The 17,014-nt window shown below is 72.7% G+C and carries 15 protein-coding genes, 3 pseudogenes and 1 riboswitch; of the genes and pseudogenes, 7 read left to right on the top strand and 11 right to left on the bottom strand.

Annotated features, from left to right (window positions below; translation table 11 throughout):
- Window positions 1–54: 54 nt before the first annotated feature.
- From ACWC1K_RS13940 to ACWC1K_RS13930, 3 genes and pseudogenes are all read right to left on the bottom strand, one after another.
- Window positions 55–1,443 carry an FAD-binding oxidoreductase gene (locus ACWC1K_RS13940; protein WP_450831175.1) on the bottom strand — a complete coding sequence of 463 codons (1,389 nt, stop codon included), beginning with the start codon at window positions 1,441–1,443 and terminating at the stop codon, window positions 55–57.
- Window positions 1,444–1,549: 106 nt separating this feature from the next.
- The gene (locus tag ACWC1K_RS13935) at window positions 1,550–3,940 is read right to left on the bottom strand and encodes an ATP-binding protein (protein ID WP_450831173.1); all 2,391 of its coding nucleotides are present in this window, start codon (window positions 3,938–3,940) and stop codon (window positions 1,550–1,552) included.
- A 61-nt stretch (window positions 3,941–4,001) separates the two neighbouring features.
- Window positions 4,002–4,244: pseudogene (locus ACWC1K_RS13930) on the bottom strand (AAA family ATPase); the annotation flags it as partial.
- A 24-nt stretch (window positions 4,245–4,268) separates the two neighbouring features.
- Between ACWC1K_RS13930 and ACWC1K_RS13925 the strand changes: the two are divergent.
- Together ACWC1K_RS13925 and ACWC1K_RS13920 are read left to right on the top strand one after the other, a co-directional pair.
- Window positions 4,269–5,144 (top strand): alpha/beta fold hydrolase, encoded by an 876-nt coding sequence (locus ACWC1K_RS13925; RefSeq protein WP_450831172.1) that lies wholly within the window; start codon window positions 4,269–4,271, stop codon window positions 5,142–5,144.
- Window positions 5,145–5,285: 141 nt separating this feature from the next.
- On the top strand, window positions 5,286–5,429 hold the full coding sequence (locus ACWC1K_RS13920; RefSeq protein WP_450831170.1) for a hypothetical protein: 144 nt from the start codon (window positions 5,286–5,288) through the stop codon (window positions 5,427–5,429).
- A gap of 39 nt (window positions 5,430–5,468) precedes the next feature.
- Here ACWC1K_RS13920 and ACWC1K_RS13915 read toward each other — a convergent pair whose 3' ends face one another.
- The 4 genes from ACWC1K_RS13915 to ACWC1K_RS13900 all read right to left on the bottom strand — a co-directional run bounded on the left by ACWC1K_RS13915 (window position 5,469) and on the right by ACWC1K_RS13900 (window position 9,094).
- Window positions 5,469–6,197, bottom strand: a complete 729-nt coding sequence (locus tag ACWC1K_RS13915) for a TIGR03943 family putative permease subunit (protein WP_450831168.1) — start codon at window positions 6,195–6,197, stop codon at window positions 5,469–5,471.
- Window positions 6,194–7,228 carry a permease gene (locus ACWC1K_RS13910; protein WP_450831166.1) on the bottom strand — a complete coding sequence of 345 codons (1,035 nt, stop codon included), beginning with the start codon at window positions 7,226–7,228 and terminating at the stop codon, window positions 6,194–6,196. The genes ACWC1K_RS13915 and ACWC1K_RS13910 overlap by 4 nt, the downstream gene beginning before the upstream one ends.
- A 157-nt stretch (window positions 7,229–7,385) precedes the next feature.
- Window positions 7,386–8,135 carry a hypothetical protein gene (locus ACWC1K_RS13905; RefSeq protein ID WP_450831165.1) on the bottom strand — a complete coding sequence of 250 codons (750 nt, stop codon included), beginning with the start codon at window positions 8,133–8,135 and terminating at the stop codon, window positions 7,386–7,388.
- Between the two features lie 185 nt (window positions 8,136–8,320).
- Window positions 8,321–9,094: a LysR family substrate-binding domain-containing protein gene (locus ACWC1K_RS13900; RefSeq protein ID WP_450831164.1), complete on the bottom strand. Its 774-nt coding sequence runs from the start codon at window positions 9,092–9,094 to the stop codon at window positions 8,321–8,323.
- A gap of 58 nt (window positions 9,095–9,152) precedes the next feature.
- Between ACWC1K_RS13900 and ACWC1K_RS13895 the strand changes: the two genes are divergently transcribed.
- From ACWC1K_RS13895 to ACWC1K_RS13880, 4 genes and pseudogenes are all read left to right on the top strand, one after another.
- A complete protein-coding gene (locus tag ACWC1K_RS13895; RefSeq protein ID WP_450831162.1) occupies window positions 9,153–9,557 on the top strand; it encodes a DUF5997 family protein in 405 nt (134 codons plus the stop codon).
- Window positions 9,558–9,748: 191 nt separating this feature from the next.
- Window positions 9,749–9,923, top strand: a riboswitch (cyclic di-AMP (ydaO/yuaA leader).
- Between the two features lie 56 nt (window positions 9,924–9,979).
- Window positions 9,980–11,542 carry a C40 family peptidase gene (locus ACWC1K_RS13890; RefSeq protein WP_450831161.1) on the top strand — a complete coding sequence of 521 codons (1,563 nt, stop codon included), beginning with the start codon at window positions 9,980–9,982 and terminating at the stop codon, window positions 11,540–11,542.
- Between the two features lie 83 nt (window positions 11,543–11,625).
- Window positions 11,626–11,730, top strand: a pseudogene (locus ACWC1K_RS13885) (3-oxoacyl-ACP reductase); the annotation flags it as partial.
- A gap of 233 nt (window positions 11,731–11,963) precedes the next feature.
- Window positions 11,964–12,746 carry a LuxR C-terminal-related transcriptional regulator gene (locus tag ACWC1K_RS13880; protein WP_450831160.1) on the top strand — a complete coding sequence of 261 codons (783 nt, stop codon included), beginning with the start codon at window positions 11,964–11,966 and terminating at the stop codon, window positions 12,744–12,746.
- A gap of 3 nt (window positions 12,747–12,749) precedes the next feature.
- Here the strand turns inward: ACWC1K_RS13880 and ACWC1K_RS13875 are convergent.
- Window positions 12,750–13,154: pseudogene (locus tag ACWC1K_RS13875) on the bottom strand (DinB family protein); the annotation flags it as partial.
- A gap of 103 nt (window positions 13,155–13,257) precedes the next feature.
- On the opposite strand from ACWC1K_RS13875, the gene ACWC1K_RS13870 reads away from it, so the two are divergent.
- Window positions 13,258–13,689 carry a VOC family protein gene (locus tag ACWC1K_RS13870; RefSeq protein ID WP_450831158.1) on the top strand — a complete coding sequence of 144 codons (432 nt, stop codon included), beginning with the start codon at window positions 13,258–13,260 and terminating at the stop codon, window positions 13,687–13,689.
- Window positions 13,690–13,695: 6 nt separating this feature from the next.
- On the opposite strand, the gene ACWC1K_RS13865 is transcribed toward ACWC1K_RS13870, so the two are convergent.
- The 3 genes from ACWC1K_RS13865 to ACWC1K_RS13855 all read right to left on the bottom strand — a co-directional run bounded on the left by ACWC1K_RS13865 (window position 13,696) and on the right by ACWC1K_RS13855 (window position 16,998).
- Entirely contained in the window at window positions 13,696–15,249 is a 1,554-nt protein-coding gene (locus tag ACWC1K_RS13865; protein WP_450831156.1) for an MFS transporter, read from the bottom strand.
- Window positions 15,250–15,385: 136 nt separating this feature from the next.
- Window positions 15,386–16,315 (bottom strand): carbohydrate kinase family protein, encoded by a 930-nt coding sequence (locus tag ACWC1K_RS13860; RefSeq protein ID WP_450831154.1) that lies wholly within the window; start codon window positions 16,313–16,315, stop codon window positions 15,386–15,388.
- Window positions 16,312–16,998 (bottom strand): class II aldolase/adducin family protein, encoded by a 687-nt coding sequence (locus ACWC1K_RS13855; RefSeq protein WP_450831152.1) that lies wholly within the window; start codon window positions 16,996–16,998, stop codon window positions 16,312–16,314. Before ACWC1K_RS13855 ends, ACWC1K_RS13860 begins: the two co-directional genes overlap by 4 nt.
- Window positions 16,999–17,014: the final 16 nt, after the last annotated feature.

Genomic DNA, 17,014 nt, shown 5'->3' with positions numbered 1-17,014 from the left:
CCCGGTGGTGCCCCGTCCCCCGCCCGGGGCACCACCCGTTCGGCGACGCCTGGTTCAGCTGGGCCGGATGTTCTGGTTGAGGCGGAACACGTTGTCCGGGTCACGGTCGGCCTTGACGCGGGCCAGGCGGTCGTAGTTGCCGCGGTAGCCGGCCCGCACGCGGTCCTGGCCCTCGTCCATCATCATGTTGACGTAGGCGCCGCCCGCCGAGTACGGGTGCAGGGCCTCGAAGTAGTCGACGGTCCAGCGCCTGACGAGCTCCGCGTTGGCGGGATCGGGGTCGACTCCGGCGTAGACGGTGGACCACTGGGCGCCTCGGTAGGCCCAGGGGGTGTCGTCGGGGCCGACGTCGTGGGCGGCGCCGTCGATCGGGTAGAGGTGCATGGTCGACTGCATGGTCGGCACCTCGGCGCCGAACTTGGCGTGCAGTTCGACGGCCTCGTCGGGGATCTCGTTGACGAAGTCGGCACGCCAGTACCACTGGTGGCCGGGCGGGTAGAGCCCGTCGAACAGGGACTGCAGATCGGGGTGCGGCATCGGTCCGACGGCGTGCAGCATCGGTGTCGGCAGCGCGTCGAGCAGTGGGGCCATCTCATGTGCGGCCGCTTCGGGGTCGGCGCCCGCGTAGCACCAGACGACTCCGGCGGTCTTGCGCAGGTGGATGTCCTCGGGGAACGGCGGGGCCGGCGGGACGGTGCCGTACAGGAAGAAGGCGTTGAGTTCGCGGGGCGCGTTCGGGAGGAAGTCCCGGTAGGCGCTGAGGACTTCGGGGCTGATCTCGACGGGCCAGAAGGTCGGGCCGCCGACGACGGTGCCGACCTCGTGCAGCCGGAACAGGAAGGAGGTGACGACGCCGAAGTTGCCGCCGCCTCCGCGGATCGCCCAGAACAGGTCGGTGTTCTCGTCGGCGCTCGCGCGCACCTGCCGGCCGTCGGCCAGGACGATGTCGGCGGCGAGGACGTTGTCGATGGTCAGTCCGCACTTGCGGGTCAGGTGGCCGAGTCCGCCGCCGAGGGTGAGCCCGCCGACGCCGGTGGTGGAGACGATGCCACTGGGGGTGGCGAGGCCGTACGGGTTGGTGGCGCGGTCCACCTCGCCCCAGACGCAGCCGCCGCCGACCCGCACGGAGCGGGCCACCGGGTCGACGTGGATGTCCTTCAGAGGTGACAGGTCGGCCACCACTCCCCCGTCGACGGTGCCGAGTCCGGCTCCGTGGTGGCCGCCGCCGCGGACGGCGAGGGGCAGGTCGTGCGCGCGGGCGAAACCGATGACGCGGGCCACCGCGTCCGCGTCGGCGCAGCGTGCGACGAGTGCCGGGCGCCGGTCGATCATCGCGTTGTAGACGGTGCGGGCCTGTTCGTAGCCGGAGTCCTCGGGTCCGATCAACTCGCCGGTGAAGTCGGCCAGTTCCCTGCGTGCCGCCTGGGCGGGTGTGCTGGACATACGGATATCCCCCGTTTTTTCGGAGTCGGGTCGATCCGCACGTTCTACTCGGGTTGCGTCCGCCCGGGCATCCGTGGGTGTCACCCAGCTCGGGCCCGCGGGGTACCTACGTTTCGCCCTCGGCGAGCAGTCCGAGCTCCGCGGCGCGGACGGCGGCGTGCCGGCGGGTGGGTGCGCCGAGTTTGTCGAGGACCGCGCGGACGTGGTTGTCGACGGTGCGGACGGAGACGACGAGCCGGGCGGCGATCTCGGAGTTGGTCAGGCCCTCGGCGAGCAGCCGTATCACCTGCAGCTGGCGTTCGGTGAGGCCGGCCGGGTTGCCTCGGGTGGCGGCGAGGGGGCCGCGCGGGATGCGGCGCACGCCGAGCCCGCGCAGTTCGGCGCGGACCAGCCGGGCCAGCGGCTCGGCGCCCAGCGCGTCGAGCCGGGCGAGGGCGGTGAGCTTGTCGGCGGGCTCCGGGCTCTCGGCGAGCGCGGCGGCGTATTCGTAGGGGCAGCCCGCCGTGTGCCACAGGGCCGCGGCCCGCCGCCACTGCCCGTGGGCCTGCAGCGCGTACGGGTGCCCCGAGTCGTCCGCCGGGACCGGGTGTCCGGCCTTGGTGAGCCAGTAGCCGAGCTCGGCGCGGTAGGGGACGCCGGCCAGATGGCGGGCCTGGGCGTGCACCGGGGCGACGGCCTCGACGACGGCGGCGTGGTCCCCGCGCAGCCAGGCGGCCTCGGCGAGCGCGGCGGCGACGGGCCCGGTGCGCTGGAGTTCTCGCGTGCGTACGGCGATCTCCCGGGCCTCGGCGAGGAGTTCGGCGCCGCCGGGCCGGCCGCAGCGGGTGCGCACCCGGGCCAGGACGGTCAGCGCCGGGCAGCGGGCGGGCAGGAAGTCGTGGATGCCGAACTCGGCGTGCCGCTCGGCCTCGTCCCAGTCGGCGGCGGCGAGCCGGCGGAGGGCCAGCTCGACGTGGAGGTAGGTGAGGAAGCCGAGATGTTCGGCGCGGTCGGCCAGATCCATGGCCGGGAGCAGGAAACGGTCGGCCTCCGCGAACTGCAGGTGGTCGAGGAGGGTCCAGATGAGGTTGGCGTAGGCGCGGCAGGCGTGCTCGACCCAACCGGCGTCCAGGGCCACCTCGAGGCTCTCCTCCAGCTGGCGGCGCCCGCCGGGGTCTCCGCCGCGCCAGCGGGCGGTGCCCATGTTGTTGAGGGCGTGCGAGAGGATCGCCGCGTCCTGGGTCTTCTGCGCGAGCACGATGGCCCGTTCGGCGTGTTCGACGGCCTCCGGATAGCGGTCGGAGAGCATCCGCAGCTGGGCGATGTTGCTGACCGCCAGGGCCAGCAGCCGGTCGTCGCCCGCGTGTTCAAGGACGGCGACGGCCTCGCGGGCGGCGTCCTGCGCCTCGTCGGCGTCCCCGGCCCACCAGTGGATACGGGAGAGCCAGCGCAGGTCGGCGCCGAGGGCGAGGGTGTCGCCGAGGGAGCGGCGCAGGGCGACCGCCTCCCGCTGGGCGGTGACGGCGGCGGCCGAGTCGGCGATGGTGTAACTCTCCACCGCATAGCGTTCGAGCAGGCCGGCGAGGTCGGGCGGAGGGTAGCGGTGCCGTTGCTGCAGCACGAGCCGCAGCTGGGCGGCGGCCTCGCGGTGCGCGCCGGCCCCGGCTGCGTCGCGTGCCGCGTCGGGCCCGTAGCGGGCGATGGCGTCCTGGTCGCCGGCCTGGGCGGCGTGGTGGACGACGCGGGCGGCATCGGAACCTGGCCGGGCCACCAGGGCCGCGAGGACGTTGCGGTTGAGGTCGATGCGCCGGGCGGCGGGCACGGAGTCGGCGACCGCACGCCGGATCAGCTCGTGCCGGAAGGACACCCGGTCCGGGGTCACGGCCAGCAGCCCGCGCTGCTCGGCCGCCGCGAGGACGGTCACCGGTCCGCTCAGCAGCGCGTCGACCAGCGGGCGTTCGACCGCGGAGGGGACGACGGCGAGCTGCTCCAGTGCGTCGACGGTGGCGGGTTCCAGTCCGCGCAGCCGGGCGAGCACGGCGTCGACGACGGTCGGGGGCACTCCCCCGGTGGCGCCGGAGGCGAGGACCTCGGCGACGAAGAAGGGGTTCCCGGAGGTGACTTCGTAGACCTGAGCGGGGTCGAGCCGGCCGGCCGCGCTGAGTGTGCGGACGGCGTCGAGCGACAGCCTGGCCAGGGGCAGGCGGTGCACGCGGGGCGCGCGGGAGACCTGGCCGAGGAGGTGACGCAGGGGATGTCCACGGCTCAGCTCGTCGTCGCGGTAGGTGAGGACGAGCAGGGCGGGCAGCCGCTCCATGCGCCGGACGAGGAAACGCAGGGCGTCCAGGGAGGCCTCGTCGGCCCAGTGCACGTCCTCGACGACGAGTACCGCAGGGTGCGGGGTCACGGCCAGCTCGCCGTGCAGGGCCTCGTAGACGCGGTGGCGGTCGCCGCCCTCGGTGACGGCGCGGGCGAGTTCGGCGCCGACGCTGCCGACGAGGTCGCGGAACGGACCCATGGGGCGCCGTGGCGAGGTCGTCGCACTGTCCGACGAGCATCCGGGCCTGCCCGGGCAGCCGGTCGGGCATGGCCCTCACCAGGCTCGACTTGCCGATTCCGGCCTCGCCGAAGACGAGCACCACCGAACCGGCCCCGTCCGCCGCCTCCCGTGCGGCAGTGGCCAGCTGTGCCAGCTCGGGCTCGCGCTCGAGGATCCCCCGGTCCACGCCGCCGATTCTGCCACCGGAGCGGTGCGGGATGACGGGTCCTGCCGGGCGGATGTCACACTTCGGGCCGCCCGGCCCTCTTGAGTACGGACACATGGCGGAGACGTACGGGAGGCCTTCATGAACACCGCTGCCCGAGCAGACGCGTACGAGATCGAGCTGTCCGCGGGCACGGTCGCATACCAGGACACAGGCGGCGACGGTCCCGTACTGGTGCTGCTGCACGGCCTGATGATGGACGGCTCGCTGTGGGAGGGGCCGTTGGCCCACCTGGCCGCCGACCACCGGTGCATCGCCCCGACGCTGCCCCTGGGCGCCCACCGCCACCCGGTGCACGCGGATGCGGATCTGTCGCTGCCCGGGGTGGCGCGGCTTGTCGCAGAGCTCCTGGAGCGGCTGGATCTGCGGGAGGTGACCCTGGTGGGGAACGACACGGGCGGGGTGCTGGTGCAGTTCCTGATGGCCGGCGGGGAGGCGCGGGTCGCGCGGGCGGTGCTGGTGTCCTGCGATGCGTTCGACAACTTCCCGCCGGGGCTGACGGGCCGGACCCTGGTTCTCACCGGTCGGCTCTCACCGCGCCTGTTCGGGCTGTTCATGCAGCAGATGCGGGTGCGGGCGGTGCGCCGGCTGCCGATCGCATTCGGCCGGCTGACCAAGCGGGGCGATGCGGCCACCGCGCGCTGGATGCGCCCGGTGCTGCGGCAGCCGGCCATCCGCCGTGACGCCGTACGCCTCCTCCGCGGCGCGAACCGGGCCACCCGCCGCCTGCTCGAAGCCACGGCCGAACGTCTGCCGCTCTTCGACCGGCCCGCCCTGGTGGTCTGGGCGCGCGAGGACCGGGTGATGCCGCCCGAGCACGGCCGTCGCCTTGCCGCGCTGCTGCCGCAGGGGCGGCTCGTCGAGGTGGACGACGGCTACACGCTGCTCCCCCTGGACCGGCCGGCGGAACTGGCGCGGATCATCCGGGAGTTCGTGCGCACCACTCAGGTGCTCTGACCGGCCAACCCTCTCGACGCCTGCCGTCCCTTGGCGGGTGCAGTCTGATTCCGGCGACCCCGTACCGACCAGAAAACGCATCAGCGTGCCCACCCTTCATGACCTGTTGGCCGCCGACCCCTACCCCGGGCACGGAGTCCTGTGCGCCCGCCCACCGAGGCGCTCAGCGGCTTCGAGCACGAACCCGACCCCCCGATCCGCACCTCCCGCCTCACCACGCTGATCAGTCGCGACGGCGGACGCACCACCGTCTTCGGGGCCGCCCGACCCCGCCGGGCGGCGTGAGGCCACGTACATGCCCTGATGCCGACGTTGCCGTCCTCGTCACGAGGGTGTGAGCGGAAGGTCGTCCGTGTAGGCGTTGACGGGTGGGGAGATGCGCTCGGTGCGGTGGACGTCCAGGGCCGCCGTCGCGGACTTCGTGCCGAGCGTGCCCTTGGGGTGCCAGGTTCCGGTGACGGCCACCCAGGTGTTGGCCGGCAGCGCGGGCGCCCCGTACATGCGGACCTTGACCGACTGCGAGTCCGCCGCGCAGCACGTGAAGATGATCCGGGTGAGATACCAGCCGCCGCCCTGCCCCGCCGGGGTGACGAACCCGGTCATGCGGATGCTGCGGCCTCTGACGGCCTGCTCCCGGTCCTGCTGGACCCGGGCGGTGAAGTCGGTGAGGGTCATCGGCAGCGGGACGGTCGCGGGCAGCGGATCGAACCGCTGCGCCTTCGGCACGGCCTTGTTGTTCGCGTGCGAGGCCGTGTACGCGCCGAGGGCGGGCGGGGCGTAGAGGAGCAGGCTGAGCGCGGGCAGGAACAGCAGCCAGGCGATACGGGGTGCGGTGGAGTGGTCGTGGCCGTGTGCGTGCGCGTCGGCTTCGGGGGCCGCGCGGTCCAGCGCCGCTCCTGCCAGGCCCAGCAGCAGGAGCAGCACCCCGGAGGCGATCAGCAGGGGGCGCAGGCCTTCCTTGACGTAGCGCAGACACAGGTCGCTGAACAGGGCGGCGTGCAGCAGCCCCAGGCCGGTCAGGACCAGCAGGAGGACTTGGGCGTGGCGCTTCACAGCAGTGCGCCTCCGATCAGGACGCCCGCGGCGACGGCCACCACCGTCGTCGCGGTCGAGAAGCGCAGGGCGAAGGACCGGCCGAACGTGCCCGCCTGAAGGGCGATCAGCTTCAGGTCGACCATCGGGCCGACCACCATGAACACCAGCCGCGCGGTGGGCGAGAACCCGGTGAGCGAGGCGGCGACGAACGCGTCGGCCTCCGAGCAGACGGCGAGCAGGACGGCGAGCGCGGCCAGGAAGAGCACCGACAGCCACGGCGAGCCGGAGAAGGTGTCGAGGACCGAGCGCGGCACCGCCACGTTGAAGGTGGCCGCGGCCATGGCGCCCAGCACCAGGAAGCCCCCGGCGTGCAGGAAGTCGTGCTGGAAGCCGAGGCGGAACTCCCTCCAGCGGCTGTGCCCCGAGCGGTGGCCCGCAGGGCGGACTGCCGGTCGCAGCCACTCCTCGCGTCCCAGCCAGAGCCACAGCCAGCCCATCGCGGCCGCGGTGACGAGCGAGGCCAGCAGCCGGGCGGCGACCATGGCCGGGTTTCCCGGGAAGGCGACGGCCGTGGCGGTCAGCACGATCGGGTTGATGGCGGGGGCGGAGAGGAGGAAGGCGAACGCGGCGGACGGAGTGACACCGCGGCGGATCAGGCTGTTCGCGACCGGCACCGAGGCGCACTCGCAGCCCGGCAGGACGACGCCCGCGACGCCGGCCACCGGGACGGCGAGTGCGGGCCTGCGGGGCAGGATCCGGGTGAACAGGTCGGCCGGGACGAACGCGTTGATCGCCCCCGACAGGACCGTGCCCAGGAGCAGGAAGGGCAGCGCCTGGACGGTGATGGCCAGACAGACCGTGCGCCAGGCCGCGACGGCGGGCTGGTTCAGCCATCCGACGCCGGTGAGGGAGAGGATCGCCACCGAGCCGGCGGCGGTGACGATGACGAGGGGCAGGGACCGCCCGGTGACACGGCGCCCCTGATGGCCGGCCGGCGCGACGAGCGCCGCTTGCTCCGCCACACCAACCAGTTCATCCGTTTTATTCATATTTACTCCGGATGTCGGATGTCGTGGCGAAGATATGCCAGGATCACTCCCCTCACCGTGCGCACACGCCGCCGCGGGCGGATGAATGAACGGGACCGGCCAGAACCGGGCGGCACCCCGCAGGCTCTGACCGGCCTCGGAGGCATGCCGACCGCGCTCACCCGACCGCGACGTGATCGTTCGGGCAGGGGCGCTCGACCCCCGTCCCCGGCGACTCCGCCCGCCGTACCTGAAGGAGGGGCCGGGCGGTCGCCCGCTTGCGGCCGCGTTCATGGAGCAGCGCCAGGACGATCGCGGTGCCGACCGCGATCAGGTGCTCGCGACCGGCCAGATTGGGTACGGCGATCGACTCCCACACCATCGACCCGCCGGTGAGGGCGAACACGACGGGAGCGCGCCTGACGACGGCGAGATAGGTGAAGAGGCCCACGACGGCGGCAGAGGGTCCGGTGTCCAGCACCTGCCCGATCCCGGGCGGCAGCCCCAGCCCGCCCCAGCCCGGGCCCAGCGCGAGCATCACGCGCACCATGAGGGTGCCGGCAAGGGTGGTCGCGTAGGAGATGACGAGCGTTGCGGCCCGGCCGAGCGTCAGCTCGGCGAGGGCGAACGCGAGGAACAGGCTCGTGATCCCGCCCCACACGGGCAGATCCAGGGCCGGGACATACAGCGACACCGGCGTCCGCAGCAGGGCCAGCCACAACGGCAGGTCGCCCCTGACGCCGCCGAGCAGCCGCACCACCACCGCACCGGCCGGCCGCTGTGCCAGGGCATGGAAGAAGATGACGCCGAAGGCGGCCAGGAACGCCAGGAACAGTGCGGGCAGCCCACGACGTCTGAGCTGCCGCACCGGATCGACGACGATGGCCTGCCACTCGCCGCGCAGCGTGCGCCCGACGAACGCCGCCACCCGCCACGGCCCACCGCGTGACGGACGGTATCCACGGCCGGCCGGGTCGTCCCACGGTCCGTGGGCAGGCAGCCGGTCCGCGGCGGCGCCCGCGCGCCGCACCCCCTTGCGAAGCAAAACTCCCCCGCCTCCCGTCCATCGCCCCACCGGATGGTCGGAACGGGGCGAGGCCACCCCGGGGGAGGCTAGGCCCGGCGGCGGGGCTTCCTTCGCTTGGCGCCCTGGGAGACGTCGGAACCGGCCCTCGGGTTGCGCCCCGCCGACTTCCCGGCCGTCTTCCCCGCTGCCGGCTTGCGCCGGGTACCGGCCGAGCCGCCCGCCTTGCCCTTCGTTTCCGGTGCCGGCGCCTTGCGGCCGCGGGAGCTGTTGACGGTGCGGCCGCGGACGATTCCGATGAAGTCCTCGACCAGGTCCGTGGTCGCCTCCTCGGGCCACGCCAGGGCGACGCTCGACTCGGGGGCGTCCACCAGCGGCCGGTACGTGAGGTCCTTGCGGTGGTACAGACGGGCCAGCGACTGGGGGACGACCAGGAGGCCGACGCCCGCCGCGACGAGTTCCATGGCGTCCTCGGTGGTGGCGGGGCGCTCGAAGGCGGGCTCGCCCGGCGGCCGGTCCCAGTCGAAGACGTCGTCGAGGGGGTGGAAGAGGACCTCGTCCGCGAGGTCCGCCACGGTCACCTCGTCCGCCGCCGTGATCACGTGGTCCTTGGGGACGACGACGACCGTCGTCTCGGTGTAGAGGGGGATCGCGCTGAAGAACGTACGGTCGACCGGCAGCCGTACGAGTCCCGCGTCGGCCCCGCCGGCCCGCAGCACGCCGGATGCCTCGGCGGCCGGTACGGCGAGGAGGCTCAGCGGGATGTCGGGCAGGCGCTCGTTCCAGATCCGCGCCCACTTGGCGGGCGTCGCCCCCGGGACGTACGCGAGCCGGAACGCCTGGGATTCCTCGGAGCCTGTCACCAGGCCAGGCTACCGGCCGTGGTCGGAGGTCTCGAACACGCTCGATACCCTGGAGGGCATGAACTCGCACCAGAGCACCCAGACGATGAAGCCCGCGACCGCGGCGAAGAAGCTGGGTGTGTACCTCGATGCCACCCCCGCCGAGTTCCGGGAGGGTGTCGTCTCACGAGCCGAGCTCGACCAGCTCCAGGCCGAGCCACCCGAGTGGCTGCGCGAGCTGCGAGCGAACGGCCCGCACCCCCGTCCGGTGGTCGCGGCGAAGCTGGGTGTCTCCATCGCGGGTCTGGCCCGCGGCGGGATCACCGAGGCACTCACCACCGAGCAGATCGAGACCCTGAAGCAGGAACAGCCCGAGTGGCTGCAGAAGGAGCGCGCCACCCAGGCCGAGGTCCGCAAGGAGGCGGCGCGCATCAAGAAGCGCAACGCCGAGCGCGAGGAGCGCGGCGACGGTCCGCGGCCCTGACACGGCCTGTTCGCGACGGACGGTTGCCGTCCGGATCCACTGCGTGCACAACGCACGGATCTGACGGCCCGTCACGATGAAGGTCACAAAAGCGTATCGGACATTCCGGCCTTCAACCTTCACACGAGCCGCACAAGTTGGCTAGCGTGGCATCAGGCCGCACGAGTTCCTCCGGCGAACCCCGCCGGGACGCGCGGCCTCCGCCGAATCCGGTGCGCCCCCGTGGCAGCCGGAACCGGGGACCCAACCGAACCACGGGGTGAATCGGCCCAACTGCCCGCCCGGGCAGGGGCCGTAGGGCATGCCTTCCGGAACCGACCGCCCGAACCCGACAGCTAACTCGGTAGGCGGAGTACGGAAGGAGTACGGCTCCCATGGCGCCGGATCGACCATCGCGCACCGGAGGCATCGGCCTTCCCGGTATGCGCAATTCCGCTCTCGCGACCGCCGCCCTCACCTCGGTGGCGCTGTTCTCGCAGACCGCCGACGCCGCACCGACCACGGGTGACGAGGGCCCCAGCCGCGAGGCCGTCCGGCAGCGGGTGAGCAGCCTCTACGACCAGGCCGAGTCCGACACCGGCAACTTCAACTTCACCCGCGCCCAGTTGATGGGAGCACGGCCGCCCGCCGCCCCGCCCCGCGACCGCGGCCGCTCGGATCCGGCACTCGACTCGGTGTCCCGGCGGTGGTTCGAGGGAGCGCGTGCGTCCCTGGGCCCGACGGTTCCCGCGGTGCTGCCGGCCGACCGTACGCCGGCCCGAGGGGCGGAGCCCCGGCCCGCGCGTCCGGCGGACAGCCGCAGCGCCGCCGATGGGCCGGGGGCGAGCGTCCGGCCCGTGGCCGAGCTGCCCTCCGCGGAGTCCCGCAGGCCGGTGGCCGAGCTGACCGCCGGCCCCACGGCCGCGCTGCCCGCCATTCCGCAGCCCCGCCAGGAGGCCGCTCCCGCCCTGCCCGCGGCGGCCCCCGAGTCGAAGCAGTCCTCCCTGCGCAGGTCCAAGGAGCAGAACCAGCGCAAGATCGCGGCGGCCAGCGAGCTGCTGTACCGGTACACCGCCCGGCAGACCTCCGCGCCGCGCCCGGCCGCCCAGGCCCTGCCGTCCCAGCAGCCCTGGCAGGACCAGGGGGACCAGACCCACCGGGCGAACGAGGAGGCGTGGCGGCTGCAGCAGCCGACGGTCCTCGACACGGGCGTGACCCCGGCCGTCGGGCAGCTCATGCAGCCGTCCGTGCTCGACACCGGCATGTACCCGACCGGTGAGCAGCTCATGCAGCCGTCCGTGCTCGACACCGGCGTACCCGCGGTCGAGGAGCGGATCATGCAGCCGTCCGTGCTCGACACGGGCGTCACCCCGGCCGCGGACTGGCGTGCGCAGCCTTCTGCGCTCGACACCGGCACACCCACGGCCGAGGAGTGGCGCACCCAGCCGTCCGTCCTCGACACCGGCGTCACCCCCGCCGCGGACTGGCGTGCGCAGCCTTCTGCGCTCGACACCGGCACACCCACGGCCGAGGAGTGGCGCACCCAGCCGTCCGTCCTCGACACCGGCGGCATACCCCAGGCCGGGGGTTGGACCATGCAGCCGTCCGTGCTCGAGACGGGCGTGCCCGCCGCCGGCAGCTCAGCCGTCACCAAGGCCGACAGGGCGATCGACTTCGCCCGTGCCCAGATCGGCAGGCCGTGCCTGTGGGGTGCGGTCGGGCCGGAGTCGTACGACAACGCCGGACTCACCCAGGCCGCCTGGCGGGCCGCCGGGGTCACCCTGCCACGCACCACCTACGAGCAGGCGAGCGCCGGCACGGTGATTCCCCTCGCCGAGAGCCGCCCCGGAGACCTGATCTTCTTCAACGACAACTTCAGCCACGTCGGCATCTGCACCGGCAACGGCCTGATGATTCACGCGCCCGGCCCGGGCGCGGTCATCCGCGAGGACTCGGTCCACTACGCCGGTGAAGCCGCGGTCCGTATCGCCGTACGTCCCGCGTGAGGTCAGGAACGCCGGTCGGGGCGTGACACCGACAGCTCGATCAACAGCGAGGCCGCCGACGGAAGTCGGCGGCCTCCTTGTTGTTCCTCACACGTACGGAGATTCCGGTGGACGGGGGCCTCACCCCGCACGGTGGCGTCAAGTCGATCTCGGATGCGATGCGTGCGAACCCGCCCGTGCCGGAGTGAGCCGTGCGGGGCCGCCGGTCCCCCGCGCCGGCGGCCCCGCACGGCGTGGGGGACCGATGGCCGCCCCAGGCCCTGTCGCCGGGACTCCCCCGCTGCGGCTGCCGTGGCGCCGATGTGCTGGAGTGTCCGAGAACGTCGTTGTTGCTCGAGGGTGCTCGCATGCAGTGTCGGGCAGCGGACGGCGTCGCCGGTATGGGTACAACTGCGTACGCGGCGCACGAGCGGAGAAGAACGTGGCACAGGTGCCGGGCGGGGCCCACGAACGCATGCTGTCGGTGGCCGTCGCCGCCCTCAACGAGCGCGAGCCGGATCGGCTGTGGCCGCTGCTGGCGAGCGCCCTGCCCGGCCTGTGCGGCGGCGAGACCCTGATCTACAAGCTCGACGACTGGAACGAGGCCCGGGGCACGGTCGGCATGCCGTCCGAGGTCGCCGTCGCGTTCGACGGGCTCGGCAAGGAGGATCTGGGCCTGCTGCGGGCGGGTTTTCCGTTCGCGGACCACTACGCGGCCGGGCCGGACCGGACTCCCCGCACGGCGCGCGAGGCGGCCGGTGCCGCATGGTCCGCGAGCCCGACCGCGCGGCTGATCGGCGACATCATGGACGCGGACCACGTGCTGGCCGTACCCCTGCCGCAGACGACGACGCCGATCACGGGTTGCATGATCTACCGCTCCGGTACGGACTTCACCGACGACCACGTCCGCGTGGCCCGGCAGTTGCAGCCGCTGCTGGCGGCGGTGGAGCAGCAGCGGCAGCTCCTGGAGCGCTGGCAGCGGACGGCGGCCCCGGACACCGCCGACGGACCGGCCGCGGACTGCCCGCTCACCCCCCGGGAGACGACCGTCCTGCTGCTGCTCACGGACGCGCTGACGGCGGCCGCGATCGGCCGGCGGCTCGGCATCTCGGACCGTACGGTCCACAAGCACGTCGAGAAGATCTACCGCAAGCTGGGCACCCGCGACCGCATCAGCACGGTCCTGCGGGCGCAGCAGCTCGGGTTGGTGCCCACGCCGTGACCCCAGGTCGCGCAGCAGGGCGATCTCGGCCCCGTGGTGCAGGACCTCCTGGTTGACCCACCACACGATGTCGGCGAAACGCTCTTCCGCGTCGCTGCCGTGCGGATACATGCAGTGGCCGACCGTGTCGAGTGCCGCGTCCCCGCTGACGAGGTAGTCGTCCCGGCTGAGGCTGTGGCCGCCTGCCGTGTGGTCGGCGCGGAGGGTCAGCATCTCGCCGAGGTGGCTCGGCCGCCGTGCGAGGGCGGTGGCTGGCGGTGGCCAGGGGTGCGGGTAGGGCGCGGCGTCGCGTCCCCGGTCCCCGTCTGCGGGGCCGGCCAGCAGGGTGGCGCGCGGTCCGGGCCCGTGTGCCCGTCGCCGTACCGACCAGCAGTCCGGCACCGGCTCCCAGACACACGGCGCAGGCATGAACCGACGGGTTAGCCTGGCACGACCGGCGCACACCCCGCCTCTCCTTTTCCAGGGGCAGGTCTTTTCCGGCGAACGGGTTCCCGACGACAGGGAGTCGGCCATGAAGCCGAACCGCTCCATCCCCTCCGCGACCGTCATCCCCGTGCTGATCTACCCCGATGTCCGCGCGGCGGTCGCCTGGCTCGGTGCGGCCTTCGGGTTCGTGGAACGGGTACGGATCGGCGAGGACCACCGCGCGCAGCTCGGCTTCGGCGACGGCGCCGTGATCGTCGGGGACACCCACAAGGACCGCCGCCCCCCGCGCCCCGGCGAGGTCACGCACTCGGTGACGGTGCGCGTCGATGACGTCCGTGCCCACTGCGAACGGGCCCGGGCGCACGGCGCACGCATCGTCATGGAACCGACCGACTTCGCGTACGGGGAACGCCAGTACACGGCCGAGGACCTCGCGGGCCATCAGTGGACGTTCTCGGAGACCCTTGCGGACATCGCGCCGGAGGAGTGGGGCGGGCAGACGGTCTCGGTGGGCTGAGGAGCGTCAGCCCGGGCCGGGTCCCGTCCCGCCCTTGAGCCGTTCCAGGTCGGAGGGGCGGACCTGGATGACGACCAGGGCGATCAGCGCGGCGACGACGGTGAAGATCGCCGCCATGATGAAGGCCGCCGAGATGCCGGACGTGAGCACGTGGTCGGACCAGGGGCTCGGGAGCTGACCGGTGTGCTTGAAGCGCAGGCGTTCGGCCGGGGTGGCCTGGGCCAGGAAGCGCGGTATCTGCTTGTGGGCCTCGTTGGTGCTGGCGGTGCCGAACATGGTGACCAGGATGGACAGGCCGAGTGAACCACCCACCTGCTGGGTGGCGTTGAGGAGTCCGGAGGCCGCGCCGGTCTCCTGGACGGGGACGTTGGAGAGCGCCATGAGGGTGAGCGAGACGAACTCCATGCCCATGCCCAGGCTGAAGACGAGGATCGGCCCGAGAATGCTGCCCGCATAGGTGGAGTGGACGTCGGTCAGGGTGAGCCAGGCCAGGCCGGCCGCCGCGAGGATCGCTCCCACCACCATGAACGGCTTGGGGCCGAAGGTGGGCAGGAACCGCGAGGCCAGCCCGGCACCGAAGGCGATGACCGCACTGACCGGAAGGAAGGCGAACCCGGTGGCCAGTGGGCTGAAGCCCAGCACGTTCTGCACGAAGAGCGTGAGGAAGAAGAACATGCCGAAGATCGCGGCGGCGAGGCTGAGCATGATGCCGTAGGTGCCGGCGCGGTTGCGGTCGGCGAACATGTGCAGCGGGGTGATCGGCTGGCTGGAACGACGCTCGATCAGGATGAACGCCGTGAGGACGACGACGGCCGCACCGAACGAGGCCAGCGTGAGCGCGTCCCGCCAGCCGTCCTGCGCCGCTCTGATGAAGCCGTACACCAGCAGCACCATGCCCAGGGTGGACGTCAGCGCGCCGGCGAGATCGAAGTGGCCCGGGTGGCGTTGGGACTCCTTGATCCAGCGTGGCGTGGCGAGGGCGATGAGCACCGCGATGGGGACGTTCACGAAGAGCACCCAGCGCCAGTTCAGCCACTCGACGATGACCCCGCCCGCCAGGAGCCCGATGGCACCGCCGCCCGCCGAGACCCCGGCGAACACCCCGAAGGCCCGGTTGCGTTCCGGCCCCTCGCGGAAGGTCGTGCTGATCAGGGCGAGGGCCGTCGGGGACGCGATGGCGCCGCCGACACCCTGGAGTGCGCGTGCGGCGAGGAGCTGGCCGGAGTTGTGGGCGAGCCCGCCCAGCAGGGAGGCCAGCGCGAACAGCAGCACCCCGAAGACGAACATGCGCCGCCTGCCGAGGATGTCCCCGGTGCGGCCGCCGAGCAGCAGCAGGCCGCCGAAGGTCAGGGTGTATGCGTTGACCACCCAGGACAGGCTGGTGGTGGAGAAGTCCAGCGCGGTCTGGATGTGCGGCAGCGCGATGTTCACGATGGTGATGTCCAGGACCACCATCAGCTGGCAGGACGCGATGACCAGCAGCGCCATGCCGTTTCCGCCGCCGCCCGGTGCACGGGTGGCGGCCTGTGATGCGGAGGTCGGCTGCGGGCTGCTGCTCATGGCGTGTGGCACTTGGCATCAGTGAACGGTTCCGTCCACTGCGTCGTCTACCGTTCGACCGTACGCCCCTGTCGGGACCGTCACCACTTGATTGAGTCGGTGACGGTTTACACCGGTTCACCGGGAGTCGAGCGGCTCACGAGCGGGTCTTGTGGGTCATGGCGAACTCGTCGGCCTCCGGCAGGTCGAACTCGCCGTGGTCGCTGCCCAGTCCCTGCGCCACCAGTGCGGCCGCGGCGCTGCCCAGTACGGCGGCCTCGCGCGGGGTGCGGCCGAGGCTGATGCCGCGTATGAAGCCTGCCGAGAACGCGTCACCGCAGCCGGTGGTGTCGACGACGTCGACCTCGAAGGCGGGGACCGTCTCCGTGCCCTCCGCGGTCACCAGGAGCGCGCCGTCGCCGCCGCGGGTGACCGCGACGAGGCCGGCCCCGGCGGCCAGGAGCTTCTTCGCGCCGGTCACCAGGTCCTGCTCCTCGCTGAAGCCGAGGAGCTGGTCGTCGTTGGGGAGCAGGTAGTCGACATGCGGGAGCAGCGGTTCGATCTGGTCGAAGGTGCCGAGCTCACCGGGGGCGAGGAGGTCCACGGAGGTGACCACGTCGTGTTCCTTGGCGTGCGCCAGGATGCGCGCGGCGACATCGGCTCCGATCAGTTCGGGGCCGCCGAGGTGGAGGTGGCCGGCCTCGGCCACCTCGTCCCAGGGCACGTCGTCGAGGCCGTAGGTGATGTTGGCGCCGAGCAGATGGAGTGAGGGGCGGTCGCCGTTGGGGCGGATGGGCAGGACGCTCGCCGAGGTCGAGGTGTCGGTGCGGCGGACGAGCAGCCCGGTGTCGATGCCTGCCCTGTTGAGGAGCTGGACGAGCAGGTCGCCGGTCGGGTCGGTGCCGATCGCACCGGCGGTGCGTACCGAGGCGCCCAGCTTGGCGAGCGTGAGGGCGGTGCCGCCTGCCGTCCCGGCGGCGGTCATCCGGATGTCGTCGACGAGGGTCGCGCCCTGGCCCTCGGGTATCTCCTCCACCGGCCGTACCAGTACGTCCAGCACGTGCACGCCCATCGTGACGACCTTCATCGCTCTTCCTCCTGAGCCGGTGGTACGGGGTGGGTGGTGCCGTAGTTGCGGGCGATCGCGGCCTCGATGACCGCGAGTTGCTGCTGTTCGTCGAGGACGCGGGGCGGTCCGAGCGCGGCGGCGTGCCGATAGACGCCGCAGGCCCACTCCAGCAGCAGGGCGTGCTCGACGGCCGTGTCGAGGGTCGGCGCGTGGGTGAGGGCGCCGTGGTTGGCCATCAGGGCGGCGCTGCGGCCCTCCAGCGCGGTGAGCACCGACTCGGCGAGTTCGGGGGTGCCGAAGGTGGCGTACGGCGCGACGCGGACGGTGCCGCCGAGAGCGAGCAACTGGTAGTGGACGCAGGGCAGTTCGTCGAGGACCAGGGAGAGTGCGGTGGCCATCGGGGCGTGGGTGTGGACGACCGCGCCGGTGCCGTAGCGCCGGTAGACGCCGAGGTGCAGGTCGAGCTCCGAGGTCGGCTCCAGGGTTCCGCCGACGATGTTCCCGTCCAGGTCGACCACCGTCACCTGATCCTCGGTGAGTTCGGCGAGCACCGCCCCGGTCGCAGTGATCGCGACCCGCTCCCCCGCCCGCACGCTCACGTTTCCGGCCGTACCGATGAGCAGGCCCTCGGCTCCCAGCCGGCGGCAGGCGTCCGCCACGGCGGCCCGCTCCCGCCCGAGCGCCGCGCTTGAGTCGGTCATGTGCGGGACCGTAACC

Source organism: Streptomyces sp. NPDC001492, assembly GCF_053597275.1.
Note: the sequence above shows the minus strand (reverse complement) of the source record. Positions and strands in the feature narration are given on the sequence as shown.

What these genes read in the sequence shown, in the direction of transcription:
- ACWC1K_RS13940 (WP_450831175.1), bottom strand. Translation starts at nt 1,443, where the DNA reads ATGTCCAGCACACCCGCCCAGGCGGCACGCAGGGAACTGGCCGACTTC.
- ACWC1K_RS13935 (WP_450831173.1), bottom strand. Translation starts at nt 3,940, where the DNA reads ATGGGTCCGTTCCGCGACCTCGTCGGCAGCGTCGGCGCCGAACTCGCC.
- ACWC1K_RS13925 (WP_450831172.1), top strand. Translation starts at nt 4,269, where the DNA reads ATGAACACCGCTGCCCGAGCAGACGCGTACGAGATCGAGCTGTCCGCG.
- ACWC1K_RS13910 (WP_450831166.1), bottom strand. Translation starts at nt 7,228, where the DNA reads ATGAATAAAACGGATGAACTGGTTGGTGTGGCGGAGCAAGCGGCGCTC.
- ACWC1K_RS13895 (WP_450831162.1), top strand. Translation starts at nt 9,153, where the DNA reads ATGAACTCGCACCAGAGCACCCAGACGATGAAGCCCGCGACCGCGGCG.
- ACWC1K_RS13890 (WP_450831161.1), top strand. Translation starts at nt 9,980, where the DNA reads ATGCGCAATTCCGCTCTCGCGACCGCCGCCCTCACCTCGGTGGCGCTG.
- ACWC1K_RS13870 (WP_450831158.1), top strand. Translation starts at nt 13,258, where the DNA reads ATGAAGCCGAACCGCTCCATCCCCTCCGCGACCGTCATCCCCGTGCTG.
- ACWC1K_RS13865 (WP_450831156.1), bottom strand. Translation starts at nt 15,249, where the DNA reads ATGAGCAGCAGCCCGCAGCCGACCTCCGCATCACAGGCCGCCACCCGT.
- ACWC1K_RS13860 (WP_450831154.1), bottom strand. Translation starts at nt 16,315, where the DNA reads ATGAAGGTCGTCACGATGGGCGTGCACGTGCTGGACGTACTGGTACGG.
- ACWC1K_RS13855 (WP_450831152.1), bottom strand. Translation starts at nt 16,998, where the DNA reads ATGACCGACTCAAGCGCGGCGCTCGGGCGGGAGCGGGCCGCCGTGGCG.